We start from the raw sequence: 18,075 nt of genomic DNA on the forward strand, positions 1-18,075 counted from the left end.
CGGCGGTCCTTTCATGTCCTTTACCCTCGCCATCGTCGGACGGCCCAATGTGGGCAAGTCCACCCTGTTCAACCGCCTGGTGGGCAAGAAGCTTGCCCTGGTGGACGATCGCCCGGGCGTGACCCGCGACCGGCGCGAGGGGGAGGGGCGGCTGGGCGACCTCAGCTTCCGCATTGTGGATACGGCCGGGCTCGAAGAAGCGGACGCGGCGACGCTCGAGGGCCGCATGCGCGCCCAGACCGAGGCGGCCATCGGCGATGCCGACGCCATTTTGTTCATCATCGACGCCCGCATCGGCCTGACCCCCACCGACCGCGCCTTTGCCGGCCTGGTGCGGCGCTCCGGCAAGCCCACCATCCTTGTGGCCAACAAGAGCGAAGGCCGGGGTGGCGAGGCCGGGACAATCGAGGCCTTTGAACTGGGCCTCGGCACGCCCATTCCGCTCTCCGCCGAACATGGCGAGGGCCTGTCCGACCTCTATGAGGCCATCTGCGACGCGCTGCCGGCGCAGACCGCCGCGCAGCTTGAGCCCGAGCCCGAGGAGGAGGAGGGCGACCGCGCCAACCGCCCCATCAAGGTGGCCGTGCTGGGACGCCCCAATGCGGGCAAGTCCACCCTCATCAACCGCCTTTTGGGCGAGGATCGCCTGCTGACCGGTCCCGAGGCCGGCATCACCCGCGATTCCATCTCCGTGGAGCTGGAATGGCGCGGGCGCAAATTCGAGCTCTATGACACCGCCGGTCTGCGCAAGCGGGCGCGCATCGACGACAAGCTGGAAAAGCTCTCCGCCGCCGATGCCTTGCGGGCGATGAAGTTCGCCGAGGTGGTGGTGGTGCTCATGGACGCCGAGCGTCCGTTCGAGGAGCAGGATTTGCGCATCGCCGACCTGGTGGTGCGCGAGGGCCGGGCGGTGGTGCTCGGCTATAACAAGTGCGACCTCATCCCCACCGGGGGCCTTGCCACCAAGCTGCGGGAAGAGGCGGACCATTGGCTGCCCCAGGTGCGCGGCGTGCCCGTGGTGCCCATGTCCGGCCTCACCGGCCGGGGCCTGGATCGCCTGATGGAGGCGATTGTGGAGACCCACCGGGTGTGGAACATCCGCGTTCCCACCAATCCGCTCAACCGCTTCCTCCAGGAAGCCACCGATTCCCATCCCCCGCCCGCCGTCTCGGGCAAGCGGGTGAAGATCCGCTATATGACGCAGCCCAAGGCCCGCCCGCCGAGCTTCGTCCTGTTCTGCTCCCGCGCCGATGCCCTGCCGGAGAGCTATTTGCGCTATATCACCAACGGGTTGCGCGAGGCCTTCGACCTGCCCGGCGTGCCCATCCGCCTGACCTTGCGCGAAAAGGACAATCCCTACGCGCCGTGAGGGGCGGGGGTGCGCTTAGGACATCCTTCACGCCCGCCCGGCTAAATCCGGGATGATCGGTGCACCCGTTCCAAGAGGGGGCGTGCCGGGGCGAACAGGAGGAGACGGCATGGAACGCGCGCGCATCGGCCGACTTGGCCTGCTGACCCTCGCCGTGCCGTTCGTCCTGTTTGGGGCCCTGGCCTCGGCACAGGCGCAGACGCCCGCCCCCGATGCGGTGGCGGGAAAGCCGGCGAAGGAGCTGTTCGGCGCGGCCGCCACGCCGGCCCCGCTCGCCGCCCGCTCCATCGGCTTTTATTCCAAGGGCTGCGTCGCCGGGGCCTCCGCTCTGCCGGTGAACGGCCCGGCCTGGCAGGTGATGCGCCTGTCGCGCAATCGCAACTGGGGCCATCCCGAGCTCATCGACTTCATCGAGGCCTTCGCGGTCACCGTGCCGAAGGTCTCCCGCTGGCCGGGCATCCTGGTGGGCGACATGGCGCAGCCGCGCGGCGGCCCCATGCGCACCGGCCACGCCTCCCACCAGGTGGGGCTCGACGTGGACATCTGGCTGACCCCGAGCCCCGGCAAGGAATTGTCCCGCGAGGCCCGCGAGACCATGTCCGCCACCATGATCGTGCGGCCGGACCGGCTCGACGTGGACAAGGCGGTGTGGACGCCGGACCATGTGGCAGTCATCCGCGCCGCCGCCATCGAGCCCAACGTGGAGCGCATCTTCGTCAATGCGGCCATCAAGAAGGCCTTGTGCCGGGATGCGCGGGGCGACCGGTCGTGGCTGACCAAGGTGCGGCCCTATTGGGGGCACGATTATCACATGCATGTGCGGCTCGCCTGTCCCGCCGACAGCCCGCAATGCCGCCCCCAGGAGCCGGTACCGGTGGGGGAGGGGTGCGGCGCGGAACTGGACTGGTGGTTCTCCGACGAGGTGCTCCATCCCAAGCCCTCCAAGGAGCCGGTCAAGCCCAAGCCGCCTTTGACCATGGCCGATTTGCCGGCCACGTGCACGGATGTGTTGCTGGCCCGCTGAGCGTCGATTTGCGCTGCAGCGCGGGAGCGGCTATCCAGGAGTGGTTCTAGATTGATCGCGCGCCAGGGCGGTGAGCGCGCGTCGCAGGAAGGTGCATGGGCCGTCTCGACCGGTACATCTTTTCCACCGCCGCCACGGCATTCGTGGGCGTGACGCTGGTGCTGACGGCCATGATCTGGTCGACGCAGGCGTTGCGTCAGCTCGACCTCGTGACGAGCCAGGGCCAGACCATCCTGTCCTTCCTGGCCATCACCGGCCTCACCGTGCCCACCCTGGTGCTGGTGATCGCGCCCGCCGCCCTGTTCATCGCCACCGCCTACACCCTGCTGAAGCTGAACGGCGATTCGGAGATCGTGGTGATGGCCTCCGCGGGCATGAGCCCCTGGCGGGTGCTGCGGCCGATGATCCTGCTGGCCGTTCTGGTGTCGGCGTTCTGTGCCGCCCTCTCCATCGACCTTGTGCCGGCGAGCTTGCGGATGTTCCGCGAGAAGGTGACCAAGGTGGGCGCGGACGTGGTGTCCTTCGTCGCCCAGCCCGGGCGCTTCGTGACGGTGGCCGACGGCCTCGTCTTCCATGTGCGCGACCGCGACAACACCGGGCTGATGCGCGGCGTGTTCATCAATGATTCCCGCGAGAAGGAAATCTCCACCTATGTGGCCGACCATGGTCGCATCGTGGACACCCCCAGCGGGACCTTTCTCGTGCTCGAAGACGGCTCCATTCATCGGCGCACCCCGGGGGCCTCCGGCAACGGGTCCGTGGTGGATTTCGAGCGCTATGCCCTGGGCCTGAACGATCTCGCCCCCGGCAAGCAGGGCAATGACTACCGCCCCAATGAGCGGGAGTTCACCTATGTGCTCAATCCCCCGCCGAGCGATGTCTATGTGCTGCTGAAGCAGACCGGCCGCTTCCGCGAGGAAGTGCACAAGCGCCTGTCGGCGGGCCTTTATCCCTTCGCCTTCTTCGCCGTGGCGGCCTCCGCCCTGGCCAGCCCCCGCACCACGCGCCAGAGCCGGTCCATGGCGCTGGTGGCGATCATTCCCATCATGGTGGGCCTGCAGATCGCCTCCTTCGTGGTGGGCGGCATGCTGCGCACGTCCAGCGCGGCCATTCCCCTGGCCTATCTGCTGCCGCTGAGCTGCATCGTCATCTGCGGCCTGGTGGTGCAGGGCTGGGTCCGATTCTCGGCGCCGCAGGGTCTCACCCGCCTGATGGAAGCCGTCTCCCGGCGCCTCGCGCGCATGAACGCCGAGTGACCCGATGATCGGCCCCACCCTCGGCTTCTATTTCGCCAAGCGCTTCTTTTCGGCGGTGGTGCTGATCTTCGTCTCCTGCGTCGCCCTCATCATGCTGGTGGACTTCCTGGAGATGACCCGCCGGACGGCGGATCGGGATACCGTGACCGCCGCCATGGTGGCCATGCTGACCATCTACCGGACCCCGGCCTTCACCGAGCAATTGCTGCCATTCGCGGTGCTGTTCGGCGGCATCGCCGCCTTCGTGACCTTGTCGCGCAAGCTGGAACTGGTGGTGGCGCGGGCGGTGGGCCTGTCGGCCTGGCAGTTCATCTTCCCCGCGGTGCTGGTGGCCTTCCTCATCGGCGCCTTCTCCACCGCCGTGTTCAATCCGGTGTCGGCCGAGTTCAAGGAACGGGCCAATCGGATCGAAGGGGACATCTTCAATTCCTCGTCCGGCGGCGTGCTTCCCTCCGGCCGGACGGCCTTCTGGATTCGTCAGCAGAGCCTGGACGGGCAAGCCATCATCCAGGCCGCCACCAGCCAGCACGGCGGGCGCCAGCTCCTCGGCGTGACCGTCTTCGAGTTCGACAAGAATGACCGGGTGCTGCAGCGCATCGAGGCCAAGTCCGCCACCTTGCAGCGCGGCTACTGGGAGTTGCAGGATGCGCGCGTGCTCATCCCCGGATTCGACCAGCAGACCTTCGAGACCTTCGTGGTGGCAACGAATCTGGATCCGAACCAGATTCAGGAGGCCCTGACCTCGCCGGACACCGTGTCCTTTTGGCAACTGCCGGACGCCATCGCGGCGGCCGAGCAGGCGGGCTTTGGAGCACAACGCTACCGGCTCCACTTCCAGAGTCTTTTGGCGCGGCCATTTCTGCTCATTGCAATGGTCCTGATCGCCGCTGTGGTTGGGTTAAGGGTGTTCCGCTTCGGTGGTGTGGGGCAGACGATTCTCGGTGGCGTGGCTGCCGGCTTTCTGCTTTATCTTGGCACCAAGCTCGCGGAGGATCTCGGAGAGGCAGGGGTGATCCATCCCGTTGCCGCAGCTTGGTTTCCGGCGGTGGCTGGGATTGTTCTTGGGGTCTTGGTTTTGTTGCACCGGGAGGACGGATGACCGTCGGGATTGCTCCCGCCGAGGATCGTGAAGTGACCCCCGTGCGCCGCACCCGGCGCGCGGCCGGGAGAGGCTTGGCCCTCGCCCGCGGCTTCGCCTTGGTTTTGCTGTGCACCCTCCTTCTCGCCATCGCCCAGATGGGCAGCGCGGCCGCCCAAAGCGGACCCGGCGGCAGCCTCCTGGCGGGGCGCGGGCTCGACCATTCCGATCCCAACAAGAAGATGCTCGTGACCGCCGACGAGCTGGTCTACGACTACGAAAAGAATACGGTCGGCGCCGTTGGCAACGTACAGTTGTATTACGACGGAGCGTCCCTGGAGGCGCAGCGCGTCACCTATGACCGCGCCAAGAATCTGGTCATCGCGGAAGGCAATGTCCGTCTCAAGGAGAAGAACGGGCAGGTGGTCAATGCCGACAAGCTGCAGCTGACCGAGGACTTCAAGGAAGGCTTCATCGATTCCCTGCGGGTGGATTCGCCCGACAAGACCCATTTCGCGGCCACCCGGGCGGATCGCCTGGAGGGCAACATCACCGTGTTCCAGAACGGTGTCTACACGGCTTGCGAGCCGTGCAAGGACAAGCCGGAAAAGCCGGTCCTGTGGCAGGTCAAGGCCCAGCGCATCATCCATAACCAGGATGAGCAGATGATCTACTACAAGGACGCCACGCTTGAATTCTTCGGCATGCCCATTGCCTATTTCCCTTATTTCTCCACCCCCGACCCGACGGTGAAGCGCAAGACCGGCTTCCTGACGCCCGTGTTCGCCAATTCCTCGGAACTGGGCTTCGGCGTTGGTATCCCGTTCTTCTGGAACATCGCGCCCGATCGGGACCTGACCATCACCCCGGTCTATTATTCCAAGCAGGGCCTGCTGATGCAGGGCGAGTGGCGGCAGCGGCTGATCAATGGCAGCTACAACATCCGCGCCGCCGGCATCATGCAGCAGGACAAGGATGCATTTGCCGGCCTGCCGGGCTACCGCGATAGCCGCGGCGTGGTGCAAAGCGCCGGCGAGTTCGCCATCAACAACTTCTGGAAGTGGGGCTGGGACGGCACGCTGGCCTCCGACCGCACCTTCATCAACGACTATAAGCTGGCCGGCTATACCGACCCCATGGGGCTGGTGAGCGCCACGCCCACCGAGGCCATCTCGCAGGTCTATTTGACCGGCCAGGGCGATCGCAGCTTCTTCGACCTGCGGGCCCTGTATTTCCTTGGCCTGTCCGTCACCGACAACCAGAACCAGATCCCGGTGGTTGGCACGTTCAACTACAATTATGTGTTCGGGAACCCGCTCTGGGGCGGCGAGGCCGGGGTCAAGGTGAATTTCAACTCCATCTCGCGCCAGCAGGCGGACTTCGTCGGCATGTCGTCGGCGACCTCCTATGCCAATGGCGGGGTGGGCATTCCCGCCGGCTCGTGCGCCCTGACCAATCCCAACCCGACCCAGTGCCTGCTGCGCGGCGCGCCGGGCGACTATCAGCGGCTGTCGGCGGAGCTCTACTGGAAGAAGTCCATCACCGATCAGGCCGGCCAGGTCTGGACGCCGTTCGCCAGCGCGCGGGTGGACGTGGCCCATTCCAACGTCAGCACGCTGCCCACCAGCTACACCAGCGGCATCACCCTGCCGGGCCAGAACCCGCTGCAGTCCGGCGACGAGAGCATCATCCGCGCCATGCCGGTGATCGGCCTCGACTATCGCTATCCCTTCATCTCGGTGGAAAACTGGGGCGTGCAGACCATCGAGCCGCGGGCCCAGATCGTCATCCGTCCCAACGAGACCGCCATCGGCAAGCTGCCCAACGAAGACGCCCAGAGCCTGGTCTTCGACGACAGCAACCTGTTCGAGGTGGACAAATATTCCGGCTGGGACCGGGTCGAAGGCGGCGGCCGCCTGAACGTGGGCATCACCTACACCGCGGCCATCAACAAGGCCGGCCTGGTCACCGCCCTGATCGGCCAGTCCTACCACCTGTTCGGCAAGAATTCGTACGCCAATGGCGACATGGCCAACACGGGTCTGGAATCGGGCCTGGAGACCGATGTCTCCGACTATGTGGCGCGCTTCTCCTACTCGCCCACCTCGAACCTGGAATTCATCTCCCGCTTCCGGTTCGACCAGGCCAATTTCTCCATGCAGCGGTTCGAGGTTGAAGGCCGCACCTCCTTCGACCGGGTGTCGTTCTCGGCCGTCTATGGCCAATATGCGCCCCAGCCGCTGCTCGGCTATTATTACGAGCGGCAGGGCATCTACACGACCGCCTCCTACAAGCTGACCGACGAATGGTCGGTGGGCGGCGGCGTGCGCTACAACATCGCCCAGTCCGCCTTCGACCTGGTGTCGGTGGCGCTCAATTATGCCGACGACTGCTTCACCATGGCCCTGAGCTACATCTCCAACTACACGGTGAACGGGCCCAATGGTTCGCCGTCCAATACGGTGATGCTCACCATCGGCCTGCGCACCCTCGGCCAGACCAAGGTCTCCACCGGCATCGGTTCCAATTGACCGCAAAGCGGGGGCCGGGGCCTCGGCCCCATTGCCGCCACAGGAGCGGGCGAATTAATGTGCTTTGGGCAAGGCTGCATCAGCCGGGCCCGCCCTCCGCGCTAACCCCCTGCGATCTGACGGCCAAATGAAGTCCTCACGCCCGACACCGTCCCACTTCGCCAGCCGCACCGTGGCATTCGCCTTCGGGCTGCTGCTGGCGCTGGCGGCGTTCGGCACGCCGGCCTCGGCGCAGCAGATCCTGGCCCTGGTGAACGGCCAGCCCATCACCTCCTTCGACGTGGCGCAGCGGATGAAGCTGCACCAGATGATCGAGGGCAAGTCGCCCAGCCAGAAAGAGACGCTGGAAGAGCTGATCGATCAGAAGATCAAGATCCAGCAATCCGCCAAGATCGGCATCACCCTGGACGATGAAGATCTGGACCGGCTGTTCAACAGCGTGGCCGAGCGCAGCGGGCGCACCCCGCAGCAATTGGCGCAAGGCTTCCAGCAGGCGGGCGTCGACCCCGCCGCCTTCAAGGAAAAGCTGCGGGCGGACAATGTCTGGCAGCAATATGTGCGGGCGCGCGCGCCGACGGTGAATGTGCGCGACCAGGACGTGGTGGCGGCCGTGCAGCAGCGCGGCAACGTCCAGATGGTGTCCACCGAATATAAGCTTTATCCCATCATCTTCGTGGTGCCGCGCAATTCCAACGCCCATGGCTCGCGCCTGTCAGAGGCCAATGCCCTGAAGGCCCGGTTCAACGGCTGCGATGCCGGCCTTGAATCCATCAAGTCCATGAAGGAAGTGGTGGTGCGCTCCCCCGTGTTCCGCCTGTCCTCGGAAATGCCGCCCCAGCTGCGCCAGATCCTGGACAAGACCGAGGTGGGCCGCCTGACGCCGCCCGAGGTCACCCAGTCCGGCGTGGAAATTTTCGCCGTGTGCGGCAAGACCGAGGTCAAGGGCGAGGTCTCCACCAAGCGGGAGATCAAGGAGCAGCTGGCGTCCACCCAGTTCCAGGCGGAATCCAAGAAGCTGATGGAGCAGCTGCGCAAGGCCGCGCTCATCGTGTATCGCTGATGCCGGCCGCAGCCATGCCGGCCCTGGCCCTTACGCTTGGCGAGCCGGCCGGCATCGGGCCGGACATCGCGCTTCTCGCCTGGGCCCGCCGCACGGCGGCGACCCCGCCCTTCTGCGCCATTGGCGATCCCGCCCTCCTGGCCAGCCGCGCCCGCCTTCTCGGCCTCAGCGTGCCCGTGCGGGAAGTGGGGATGGCGGAGGCCGCCGCCAGCTTTCCCGACGCGCTTCCGGTGGAGCCGGCCGGCCCCCGCGCCACTGCCGCGCCCGGCCGGCCGGACGGCACCAGCGCCGCCGCCGTGGTGGCGAGCCTCGACCAGGCCATGGACCATGTGCAGGCCGGCCGCGCCAGCGGCCTGGTCACCGCGCCCCTGGCCAAGTCGGTGGTCTATGCCGCCGGCTTTCCCTTTCCCGGTCATACCGAATATCTGGCCGCGCGCTGCGTGGCTGCGGACGGCCGCGTGCCCCATCCGGTGATGATGATCTGGTCGCCGCGGCTCGCCGTGGTGCCGGCCACCATTCACGTCCCGCTCAAGGATGTGCCGCGCCTCGTCACCCGCGATCTCCTGGTGCGCACGGGCCTTATCCTGGCCCGGGACATGGTGCGGCGGTTCGGCCTGCCCCATCCGCGCCTGGTCCTGGCGGGCCTCAATCCCCATGCGGGGGAGGAGGGGACGCTCGGGCGGGAGGACGAGGACGTGCTGCGCCCGGCGGTTGCGGATCTGCGGGCGGAGGGCATCGACATCCGCGGCCCGCTGCCGGCGGACACCCTGTTTCACGAGGAGGCCCGCGCCACCTACGACGCGGTGATCGGGCCATACCACGACCAGGTGCTCATCCCCGCCAAGACCCTGGCCTTTCATGATGGTGTAAACGTGACCCTTGGCCTGCCCTTCGTGCGCACCTCGCCGGATCACGGCACCGCCTTCGACCTGGCGGGGACCGGGCGCGCCAATCCCTCCAGCCTGATGGCCGCCATCGCCCTGGCCGGGCGCCTGTCGCGGGCGGACCGGGCCGGGGCACAGGATGTCGCCGCATGAGCGCCATCGACACCTTGCCGCCGCTGCGGGATGTGATCCGCCGGCACGATCTGTCCGCGCAGAAGTCGCTGGGACAGAACTTCCTGCTGGACCTGAACCTCACCGCGCGCATCGCCCGGGGCTCCGGCCCACTGGAGGGGGCCTGCGTTGTGGAGGTGGGGCCAGGGCCGGGGGGCCTGACCCGGGCGCTGCTGGCGCTGGGCGCCGCGCGCGTGGTGGCGGTGGAGCGGGACCGGCGGTGCATCGCAGCCCTCGCCGAGGTCCAGGAGGCCTATCCGGGCCGCCTTCATGTGATCGAGGGCGATGCCCTCAAAGTGGATGTGCTGCCGCTGCTGGGCGAGGGCCCGGCGCGGGTGGTGGCCAATCTGCCTTATAATGTGGCGACGCTGCTCCTGGTGGGCTGGCTTTCGGTGGACCCCTGGCCGCCCTGGTTCGCCTCGCTCACCCTCATGTTCCAGCGGGAAGTGGCCGAGCGCATCGTCGCCACCCCGGGCAGCAAGGCCTATGGGCGCCTCGCGGTGCTGGCCGGCTGGCGCACCCAGGCGAAGATCCTGTTCGACGTGGCCCCCTCCGCCTTCGTGCCGCCGCCCAAGGTGACCTCCTCCGTGGTGCATCTGGTGCCGCGCGAGGCGCCCCTGCCGTGCCGGCTGGGCGATCTGGAACAGGTCACGCAGGCCGCCTTCGGCCAGCGCCGCAAGATGCTGCGCCAGAGCCTGAAGTCCCTCGGCGTGGACACCGCCGTGCTGCTGGACAAGGCCGGGGCCGAGGAGACGGCCCGCGCGGAGGAGATCGACGTGGCCGGCTTCGTGAAGCTCGCCAATGCCCTGGCGGCCCTGAGGGCGGATCGCATCGTGGCGGCCTGAAGCCTCTTCGCGCGACGGGGACCCGGTTCGCGTGAAGGATATGTGCCAAAACAAAGAGTTGGATCGCTTCTCCGTTTCCAGGGAATGCTGAAGCGACCGAACATCCGGCGGCGGAGGACAGGCTCATGGCGCAACCAAGGCCCGGCGGCGGTGGCCTGCGGCTCACATTTGGGGTCCTCGCCCTTTGCCTCGCGGCCGTCGGCGGGGGCCGCCCCGCGGCGGCCGAGCCGGTGCTGGAGCAGGTGGTCCTGGTGCAGCGGCACGGGGTGCGGGCGCCCACCCAGTCGGCGGAAACCTTGGGCAGCTGGACCGACCGCACCTGGCCCGCCTGGCCGGCGACGCGGGGCGATCTCACCGACAAGGGCGTCGAAGTGGTCGGGCTCGTCGCCTCGGCCATGCGCACCCATTATGTGGCCGCCGGGCTGCTGGCCGCCCAGGGTTGTCCTGGCGCGACGGTGCGCGTGTGGTCCGATGCCAAGGACGAGCGCACGCGGCGCAGCGGCCGCCGCATGGCGCGCAGCTTCGCCCCCGGCTGCGATGCGGATGTGTCCCATGCGCCCGACGGCACGCTGGACCCCCTGTTCCGGCGGGTGGGCAAGGCCTGCCGGTATGATCGCGAGGCGCTCCGGCAAGCGGTGGAGGCCAGCGGCCCGCTGGTGGACCCCGCCTCCGCGCGCGCCATAGCCGCCATGAGCGCCATCCTGCGGCCGAACGGCCCGCCGTTCGATCCCGCCGCCACCGCCTTTGCCATCACCGGCAAGGGGGTGCGGATCACCGGCCCGCTGGCCATCACGGCAGATGCGGCCGAGATTTTCCTGCTGGAATATGCCCAGGGCATGCCGGCGGACAACGTAGGCTGGGGGCTGGCGGCGACGCCGCAGGCCATGGCGCCGCTCCTGGCCGCCCGCGATCGGGTGGTCTGGTTCTCCCGCCAGATGCCCGGCATCGCCCGCGTGGCGGGGGGCGCCATGGCGCAGGTGATGCTGAACACCCTGTCCGGCGTGCCGCGCGCCGCCGATCCCCCCGTGGGTCCCGGCCTGAAGCTGCTGGCCTTCGCCGGCCACGACAACAATCTGTCCAGCATGGCCGGCATTTTCGGCGTGGACTGGACCTTGCCCGGCCAGCCGGACAAGACCGCGCCGGCCACCGCCTTCGCACTGGAGCGCTGGCGCGATCCGGCGACGGGGGCCGAAAGCCTTGCGCTGCGCATCTGGTATGCGGAACTGGAGGGTATGCGCAGCCTCGATCCGGGCAAGGTGCGCTCGGTCTCCGTGTCCTTCCCCGACTGCCCGGGCGAAGCCTTCTGCCCGTTGGAGAAGGTGCGCGCGCGCATCCTCCCCGAACTGCCGGCCGGCTGCCTTCCCTAGAGCATTTCCGAGCGAAGTGGGAACCGGTTCGTGTGAAGGAAATGCGTGAAAACAAAGAGATAGAGCGTCTAAGTGTTTCCATGAAACGCTCAGACGCTCTAGACCACACGCCGGTCGGGCGTGCTCCCGGCGCGCTCAGAGCGCGTCGCGCAGGCCCTTGACGAAATCGGCCAGCCCCGTGAGGCGGCGGCGCTTCAGGCGCTCGGCCTGGAGGATGGAGACGAGCTTGGCGAGGCTGTCGTCCACATCCTGGTTGATGAGGATGTAGTCATATTCGGTGAAGTGGCTGATCTCGTCGGAGGCCTTGGACATGCGCTGATGGACCACCTCGTCGGTGTCCTGGGCGCGGGTGCGCAGGCGCTTTTCCAGGTCCGCCGCGGACGGGGGGAGCAGGAACACCTTCACCAGGTCCTGCTGGGCGCTTTGGTCCAATTGCTGGGTGCCCTGCCAGTCGATGTCGAACAGCACGTCGCGCCCCGCCGAGAGCGCTTCCTCCACGGCCTTGCGGGGGGTGCCATAGAGGTTGCCGAACACGGTGGCGTGCTCCAGCAGCTCGCCCTCGTCCCGCATGCGCTGGAAGGTGGCCACGTCGACGAAGAAATAGTCCTTGCCGTTCACCTCGCCGGGGCGCGGCGGGCGGGTGGTGACGGAGACCGACATGGTGATGCGGTCGTCCTGCGCCAGCAATTTGCGGGAGAGCGTGGTCTTGCCGGCGCCGGAGGGCGAGGACAGGACCAGCATCAGGCCACGCCGGGCAAGGCCGGACTTCGAGCCGGGCTTCCAGCCCGGCAGGGAGAAGTGGGACGGGGTCGGGTTGGCCATGTCAGGGAACCGGGTCACTCGATGTTCTGGATCTGCTCGCGGAACTGATCCACCAGGAGCTTCAGGTCAAGCCCGATCTGGGTGAGCGCGACCGCATTGGACTTTGAGCACAGGGTATTGCTCTCGCGGTTGAACTCCTGGGCCAGGAAGTCCAGCCGCCGGCCCACCGGTCCTCCCGCCTCCAGCAGCTCCCGCGCGGCGGCCACATGGGCGCGCAGCCGGTCCAGCTCTTCCCGGATGTCCGCCTTGGCCGCCAGAAGGGCGGCTTCCTGATGGAGCCGTTCGGCATCGAGGGGAGCGCCGGTGTCCAGGAGGGCGTGCACCTGTTCGGCCAGCCGCGCGCGGATGGCCTCGATCTGCCGCTCGGGGAGGGCTTCCGCCCTGTCCACCAGGGCGGTGATGGCATCCAGCCGGTCGAGGAGCACAACGCGCAAGGCACCCCCCTCCCGGTCCCGCATCACCTTGAGATCGGCCAGGGCCGTCTCGAAGGCGGCGAGCGCCGCCGCCGCGATGCCGGCGCGGTCCTCGTCCACGGTGTCGGCTTCGCTGACTTCGACGATGCCCTTCACCGCCAGGAGCGCATCCAGGCTGGCGGGCGGCAGGGAGAAGCGCTCGGCGGCCGACCGCGTCGCCGCGATGAGGGCCTGGAGGGCTGCCTCATTGACGGCGACGGATACCTTGTCCCCCTCGCGGGCAAGGGTGAATGTGGCCGATACGGACCCGCGCGAAAGCAGACGCGAGGCGGCGGTGCGGGCGCCGGCCTCCAATTCCTCGAAGCCGGAGGGCAGGCGAAGCCGCACGTCGAGGCCCTTCGCGTTCACCGAGCGGACTTCCCAGCTCCAGCGCCACGGCCCCGTGGAGCCCTGGGCGCGTGCAAATCCGGTCATGCTTTGAAGGGACATGGACGTTCCGGCGGCCTCAGGCCGTCCGCTCCTCTGGAGGCTGGGGGGCGGCCCGGCCTCGATTGTTGAACCATGGCGAGCCGCCCGGGTGTCGCGCCCGCCCCGCCTTATCCCGAGCCCCTTCCGAACGGAGAGGGGCCCGTTTCGCGCACTGGCGCAGCCCATCCTTCCTATAGCCGTTGCGGCTCAAAGGCGCAGGGGGGAAGGGGAGCGCTGGGCGAGGCGCGAAACGGCAGGGGGGAGAGTTTCGGTGCGGCCGCGCAGCGGGACTTAACCCCCGCGCGGCCGCCGCACGGGCTCAGTTGGCGTTGGCCGGTGCCCGCTGGCCGGCGGCTGGCGGGGTCGCTGCCGGGGCCGTGGCGGGGGCTGTCGTTCCCGTTCCCGTTCCCGTCCCGGTGCCGGAGGGATTGGCATTGCCCCCCTGGCTTGCCCGCTGGCGCGCGTCCGCCTCGATCTCCCGCCAGCGGGCGACGTTGCGGTTGTGCTGCTCCAGGGTCTCGGCGAACACATGGCCGCCGGTGCCATCCGCCACGAAATACAGGTCCTTGGTCTTGGCCGGGTTGGCCACCGCCGCCAGTGCCTCGCGGCCGGGATTGGCGATGGGGCCGGGGGGCAGGCCGTCAATGGCATAGGTGTTGTAGGGCGTCGCCGTGGCGATGTCGGTCTTGGAAATGGGGCGGCCCAGCGAGCCCTTTCCGCCTACGATGCCGTAGATGATGGTGGGGTCCGACTGCAGGCGCATCTTGCGGTTCAGGCGGTTGATGAAGACCGCCGCCACCCGCGGGCGCTCCTCCGGCTTGCCGGTTTCCTTCTCCACGATGGAGGCAAGGATAATCATCTCTTGGGGGGACTTCAGCGGCAGGTCCGGGGCGCGCTTGTCCCACAATTCCTTGACCACCTTCTGCTGGTCGGCGGCCATGCGCCCCAGCAGTTCGTCCCGCCGCATGCCGCGCACCACATTGTAGGTTTCCGGCAGAAGCGTGCCTTCCTGCGGCATGCGGGGGGTGCCGGTGAGCAGGTCATTGGCCATCAGGCGGTCCACCACCTGCTTGGTGGTCAGGCCTTCCGGGATGGTCACCTGGTGCTGCACCACCTTGCCGGCCACCATCTGGTCGAGCACGTCGGCAAGGGAGATGTGGGCAGGGAAGACATATTCGCCCGCCTTCAGCGGTTCGCCCCGCCGGGCAATCTGCTGGCTGGCGATGAACAGCATCCAATTGTCCACCACCCCTTCCCGCTCCAGGATCTCGGCGATGTCGCGCCCGCCGGAGCCACGGGGAATGAGGACGGTCTTCTCCTCCGGCAGGGGACCGGGGGCGGCATATTTCATCTGCCCATACCAGGCGATGAGGCCGCCACCCACTGCCAGGAACAGCAGGAAGGTGAAGACCCCGCTGCCGATCACCACCGCCGGGTGCCGGGCGCCCCGGGAGGGGCGCTTCTTGGGGTCGATGGGCTTGGATTTCACGGGCTTGCGTCCACGCGGCTTGCCGCCCTCGGGCGTCTTCGGCGCTGGCTGGGGCGGGGGCGGGGGCGGTGCCGCCGGCGCCGGGCGGGCGGCGACATCCTCGGGGGTGGCCGGAGCCGGAGCGGGGGGCAAGCTGGAGCCAGCGGCGGCGGACGGCATCTGCGCGCCCGTCGGCTCCGCGCTCACCTGCGGTGCGCTCGGCTGTTCCAAGCCGGTCTGCCCGCTATCGGTCGGCGGGACGGCGGGCTCCGGCGTCGGCTCGACGCGGGTGGGAATGACAGGCGTTGCGGGCGCGGCGTCCCCGGTGGCGGGCGCGCCGGGCGGCGGGGTGGGGGCGTTCGGGTCGTTGGTGGCCATCGCGGACGTCTCCCATCACTCTCGCTGCGCGCGTCACCGCACATGGCCGGGGCCGGCGCAGGACCGGCACGACCACACCTTCCCAAGGAAAGACGAGAAGATCCGGTTCCAGGAGCTTTCCTGGTTCCAGGACCTTCCCTCGCGTCGGCGCCCGAAAGGGGATAGCGCTTATCTGGACGGAAATGCGACGCCCGCACCGATCCGATGCATTTTGCAGGATCGCGGGGGCCTGAAAGGCGTGACCGGCGGCCCGAAGGCCGCCGGCAAAGGTCAGGCGTCCGCGCGGCGGAAGATCAGCGACGCATTGGTGCCGCCGAAGCCGAAGGAGTTGGACAGCACGGTATCCACCTTCCGGGAGCGGGCCTTCTGGGGCACCAGGTCGATGGGGGTATCCACCGACGGGTTCTCCAGGTTCAGCGTCGCAGGCGCCACCTGGTCGCGGATGGCGAGGATGGAGAAGATGGCTTCCACCGCGCCGGCCGCACCCAGCAGGTGGCCGATGGACGATTTGGTGGAGGACATGGAGACATTGGCCGCCGCATTGCCCAGCAGCCGCTCCACCGCCTTCAGTTCGATCTCATCCGCCATGGTCGAGGTGCCGTGGGCGTTGATGTAATCGATGTCGGAGGCGGTGATCCCCGCCCGCTTCAGCGCGGCGGACATGCACCGATAGGCGCCGTCGCCGTCCGGCGAGGGGGCGGTGATGTGGAAGGCATCGCCGGACAGGCCATAGCCCACCAGCTCGGCATAGATCTTGGCGCCGCGCGCCTTGGCATGCTCGTACTCTTCCAGCACCACGATGCCGGCGCCTTCGCCCATGACGAAGCCGTCGCGGTCCTTGTCATAGGGGCGCGAGCCGCGCGCGGGATCGTCGTTGAAGGCCGTGCACAACGCCTTGCAGCTGGCGAAGCCGGCCAGCGACAGGCGGTTCACGGGAGATTCGGTGCCACCGGCCACCATCACGTCGGCATCGCCGAGTGCGATCAGACGGCCTGCATCGCCGATGGCGTGGGCGCCGGTGGAGCAGGCGGTGACCACCGCGTGATTCGGACCCTTCAGCCCATGGGCGATGGACACATAGCCGCCCGCCAGATTGATGAGGCGGCCGGGAATGAAGAAGGGAGAAATGCGCCGGGGCCCGCGATCGCGCAGGATGAGGGAGGCTTCCGCAATGCCCTCGATGCCGCCGATGCCGGAGCCGATGAGGACGCCGGTATTGGTCTGGTCCTCATAGCTTTGCGGATGCCAGCCGGCATCGTCCAGCGCCTGGGAGGCAGCCGCCATGGCGAAGACGATGAACTCGTCCACCTTGCGCTGTTCCTTCGGCTCCATCCAATCGTCGGGATTGTAGGTGCCGTCGGAGCCATCGCCCCGAGGAATGGTGCAGGCGATCTGGCAGGCGAGGTCGGCAACGTCGAACCGGTCGACCCGCTTGGCACCGCTCTCGCCCGCAATCAGCCGCCGCCAACTGGGCTCGACGCCGCAGCCGAGCGGCGTCACCATGCCGAGGCCAGTGACGACAACACGTCTCATGAGGGAACTCCGGGTACGATCACGACGACGGCCGCGGCGCGTGGCGCACCGCGGCCGTCAGTATCATGATGACGGCGATCAGGCCGCGTTCTTTTCCAGGAACTTGATGGCGTCGCCGACCGTCAGGATGGTCTCGGCGGCGTCGTCCGGGATCTCGGTGTTGAAGGCCTCTTCGAAGGCCATCACGAGCTCGACGGTGTCGAGGCTGTCGGCGCCGAGATCGTCAATAAAGCTGGCGTTTTCCGTAACCTTCTCGGGCTCGACGCCCAGATGCTCCGCGACGATCTTCTTCACCCGCTCGGCGATGTCACTCATCGATGCACCCTCGTTATCTGAAAAAATTGTCTCTCTGCCGTACGGCGGCTGTGAGACGGCATAAAGCCTTTCACGCGCCGTGCCCAGCCCCCATGCTCGTATCCGACCGGGCAGATCGAAGCACCGTCGTCCAAGCCCCGGCCGTGCCTAGCACAACCGGGTGGTACGGAGCGGCTCGTTACCACACTTCCCCAGCCTTGGCCAGCAAACCCGATCACGGGCCGAAGGTCCAGACCTCGCATGGGTTTTCCCGCCGCGCCCCGCACCTGTCCCGGCAAGGGCCAGGGTGGAAAACAGCCGGGGAGCACCGGCCGTTTCCGCCCTCACACCATGGCCATGCCGCCGTTCACATGCAGCGTCTGCCCGGTCACATAGGCCGCCTCGTCGGAGGCCAGATACACACAGGCGGACGCGATGTCCTCGGGCGAACCAAGGCGGGCGGCGGGCACCGCCTTGAGAATCGCCTCGCGCTGCTTGTCGTTCAGCACGTCCGTCATGGCGGTGGCGATAAAGCCCGGCGCCACGCAGTTCACGGTCACGCCGCGGCTGGCCACTTCCTGGGCCAGCGACTTGGACATGCCGATCATGCCCGCCTTGGCGGCGGCATAATTACCCTGGCCGGCATTGCCGGTCACGCCCACCACCGAGGTGATGGAAATGATGCGGCCCGACCGGCGGCGCATCATGGAGCGCACGGCGGCGCGGCAGAGGCGGAAGGTGGCGGTGAGGTTCACCGCGATCACCTGGTCCCAGTCCTCGTCCTTCAGGCGCATGAAGATGTTGTCGCGGGTGATGCCGGCATTGTTCACCAGGATGTCCAGCTGGCCGAGTTTCTCCTCGGCCTCGGGCACCAGCTTCTCCACCTCCTCGGGATTGCCGAGGTTGCAGGGCAGCACCAGCACGCGCTCGCCGAGCTCGGCCGCGAACGTCTCCAGCACCTCGCGGCGGGTGCCGGAAATGGCCACCGTCGCGCCCTGGGCGTGGAGGGCCTTGGCGATGGCGCCGCCGATGCCGCCGGTGGCGCCGGTGACGAGGGCGGTCTTGCCGCTGAGATTGAACATGAGGTCTCCGAAACGAGAGGAAAACGATGGGG

General features: G+C 67.9%; 15 protein-coding genes. 9 read left to right on the forward strand and 6 right to left on the reverse strand.

Annotation, left to right across the window (positions count from 1 at the left end):
• Positions 1–13 precede the first annotated feature (13 nt).
• The 9 genes from der to ACT54L_RS12285 all read left to right on the forward strand — a co-directional run bounded on the left by der (position 14) and on the right by ACT54L_RS12285 (position 11,585).
• The gene (gene der / locus ACT54L_RS12245; protein WP_476085865.1) at positions 14–1,369 is read left to right on the forward strand and encodes a ribosome biogenesis GTPase Der; all 1,356 of its coding nucleotides are present in this window, start codon (positions 14–16) and stop codon (positions 1,367–1,369) included.
• Between the two features lie 109 nt (positions 1,370–1,478).
• The gene (gene mepA / locus ACT54L_RS12250; RefSeq protein WP_476085866.1) at positions 1,479–2,393 is read left to right on the forward strand and encodes a penicillin-insensitive murein endopeptidase; all 915 of its coding nucleotides are present in this window, start codon (positions 1,479–1,481) and stop codon (positions 2,391–2,393) included.
• 95 nt (positions 2,394–2,488) lie between these two features.
• Positions 2,489–3,649, forward strand: a complete 1,161-nt coding sequence (gene lptF / locus ACT54L_RS12255) for an LPS export ABC transporter permease LptF (RefSeq protein WP_476085867.1) — start codon at positions 2,489–2,491, stop codon at positions 3,647–3,649.
• Positions 3,650–3,653: 4 nt separating this feature from the next.
• The gene (gene lptG, locus ACT54L_RS12260) at positions 3,654–4,748 is read left to right on the forward strand and encodes an LPS export ABC transporter permease LptG (RefSeq protein ID WP_476085868.1); all 1,095 of its coding nucleotides are present in this window, start codon (positions 3,654–3,656) and stop codon (positions 4,746–4,748) included.
• On the forward strand, positions 4,745–7,258 hold the full coding sequence (locus tag ACT54L_RS12265; protein ID WP_476085869.1) for an LPS-assembly protein LptD: 2,514 nt from the start codon (positions 4,745–4,747) through the stop codon (positions 7,256–7,258). Before lptG ends, ACT54L_RS12265 begins: the two co-directional genes overlap by 4 nt.
• A 127-nt stretch (positions 7,259–7,385) precedes the next feature.
• On the forward strand, positions 7,386–8,318 hold the full coding sequence (locus tag ACT54L_RS12270; RefSeq protein ID WP_476085870.1) for a peptidylprolyl isomerase: 933 nt from the start codon (positions 7,386–7,388) through the stop codon (positions 8,316–8,318).
• Between the two features lie 14 nt (positions 8,319–8,332).
• Positions 8,333–9,355, forward strand: coding sequence for a 4-hydroxythreonine-4-phosphate dehydrogenase PdxA (gene pdxA / locus ACT54L_RS12275; RefSeq protein ID WP_476085871.1), 1,023 nt, complete (start codon positions 8,333–8,335; stop codon positions 9,353–9,355).
• Positions 9,352–10,218: a 16S rRNA (adenine(1518)-N(6)/adenine(1519)-N(6))-dimethyltransferase RsmA gene (gene rsmA, locus ACT54L_RS12280; RefSeq protein ID WP_476085872.1), complete on the forward strand. Its 867-nt coding sequence runs from the start codon at positions 9,352–9,354 to the stop codon at positions 10,216–10,218. The genes pdxA and rsmA overlap by 4 nt, the downstream gene beginning before the upstream one ends.
• Before the next feature lie 125 nt (positions 10,219–10,343).
• Entirely contained in the window at positions 10,344–11,585 is a 1,242-nt protein-coding gene (locus ACT54L_RS12285; protein ID WP_476085873.1) for a histidine-type phosphatase, read from the forward strand.
• Between the two features lie 135 nt (positions 11,586–11,720).
• Here the strand turns inward: ACT54L_RS12285 and gmk are convergent, their stop codons facing one another.
• The 6 genes from gmk to fabG all read right to left on the reverse strand — a co-directional run bounded on the left by gmk (position 11,721) and on the right by fabG (position 18,043).
• Entirely contained in the window at positions 11,721–12,407 is a 687-nt protein-coding gene (gene gmk / locus ACT54L_RS12290) for a guanylate kinase (protein WP_476085874.1), read from the reverse strand.
• Between the two features lie 14 nt (positions 12,408–12,421).
• The gene (locus ACT54L_RS12295; protein WP_476085875.1) at positions 12,422–13,309 is read right to left on the reverse strand and encodes a YicC/YloC family endoribonuclease; all 888 of its coding nucleotides are present in this window, start codon (positions 13,307–13,309) and stop codon (positions 12,422–12,424) included.
• A gap of 298 nt (positions 13,310–13,607) precedes the next feature.
• On the reverse strand, positions 13,608–15,134 hold the full coding sequence (gene mltG / locus ACT54L_RS12300; RefSeq protein WP_476085876.1) for an endolytic transglycosylase MltG: 1,527 nt from the start codon (positions 15,132–15,134) through the stop codon (positions 13,608–13,610).
• A gap of 270 nt (positions 15,135–15,404) precedes the next feature.
• Positions 15,405–16,667 (reverse strand): beta-ketoacyl-ACP synthase II, encoded by a 1,263-nt coding sequence (gene fabF / locus ACT54L_RS12305; protein ID WP_476085877.1) that lies wholly within the window; start codon positions 16,665–16,667, stop codon positions 15,405–15,407.
• Between the two features lie 78 nt (positions 16,668–16,745).
• Positions 16,746–16,982, reverse strand: a complete 237-nt coding sequence (locus ACT54L_RS12310) for an acyl carrier protein (protein ID WP_029003376.1) — start codon at positions 16,980–16,982, stop codon at positions 16,746–16,748.
• A gap of 323 nt (positions 16,983–17,305) precedes the next feature.
• Positions 17,306–18,043: a 3-oxoacyl-[acyl-carrier-protein] reductase gene (fabG, locus tag ACT54L_RS12315; protein ID WP_476085878.1), complete on the reverse strand. Its 738-nt coding sequence runs from the start codon at positions 18,041–18,043 to the stop codon at positions 17,306–17,308.
• Positions 18,044–18,075: the final 32 nt, after the last annotated feature.

This window comes from Aquabacter sp. DMC10, from assembly GCF_056314145.1.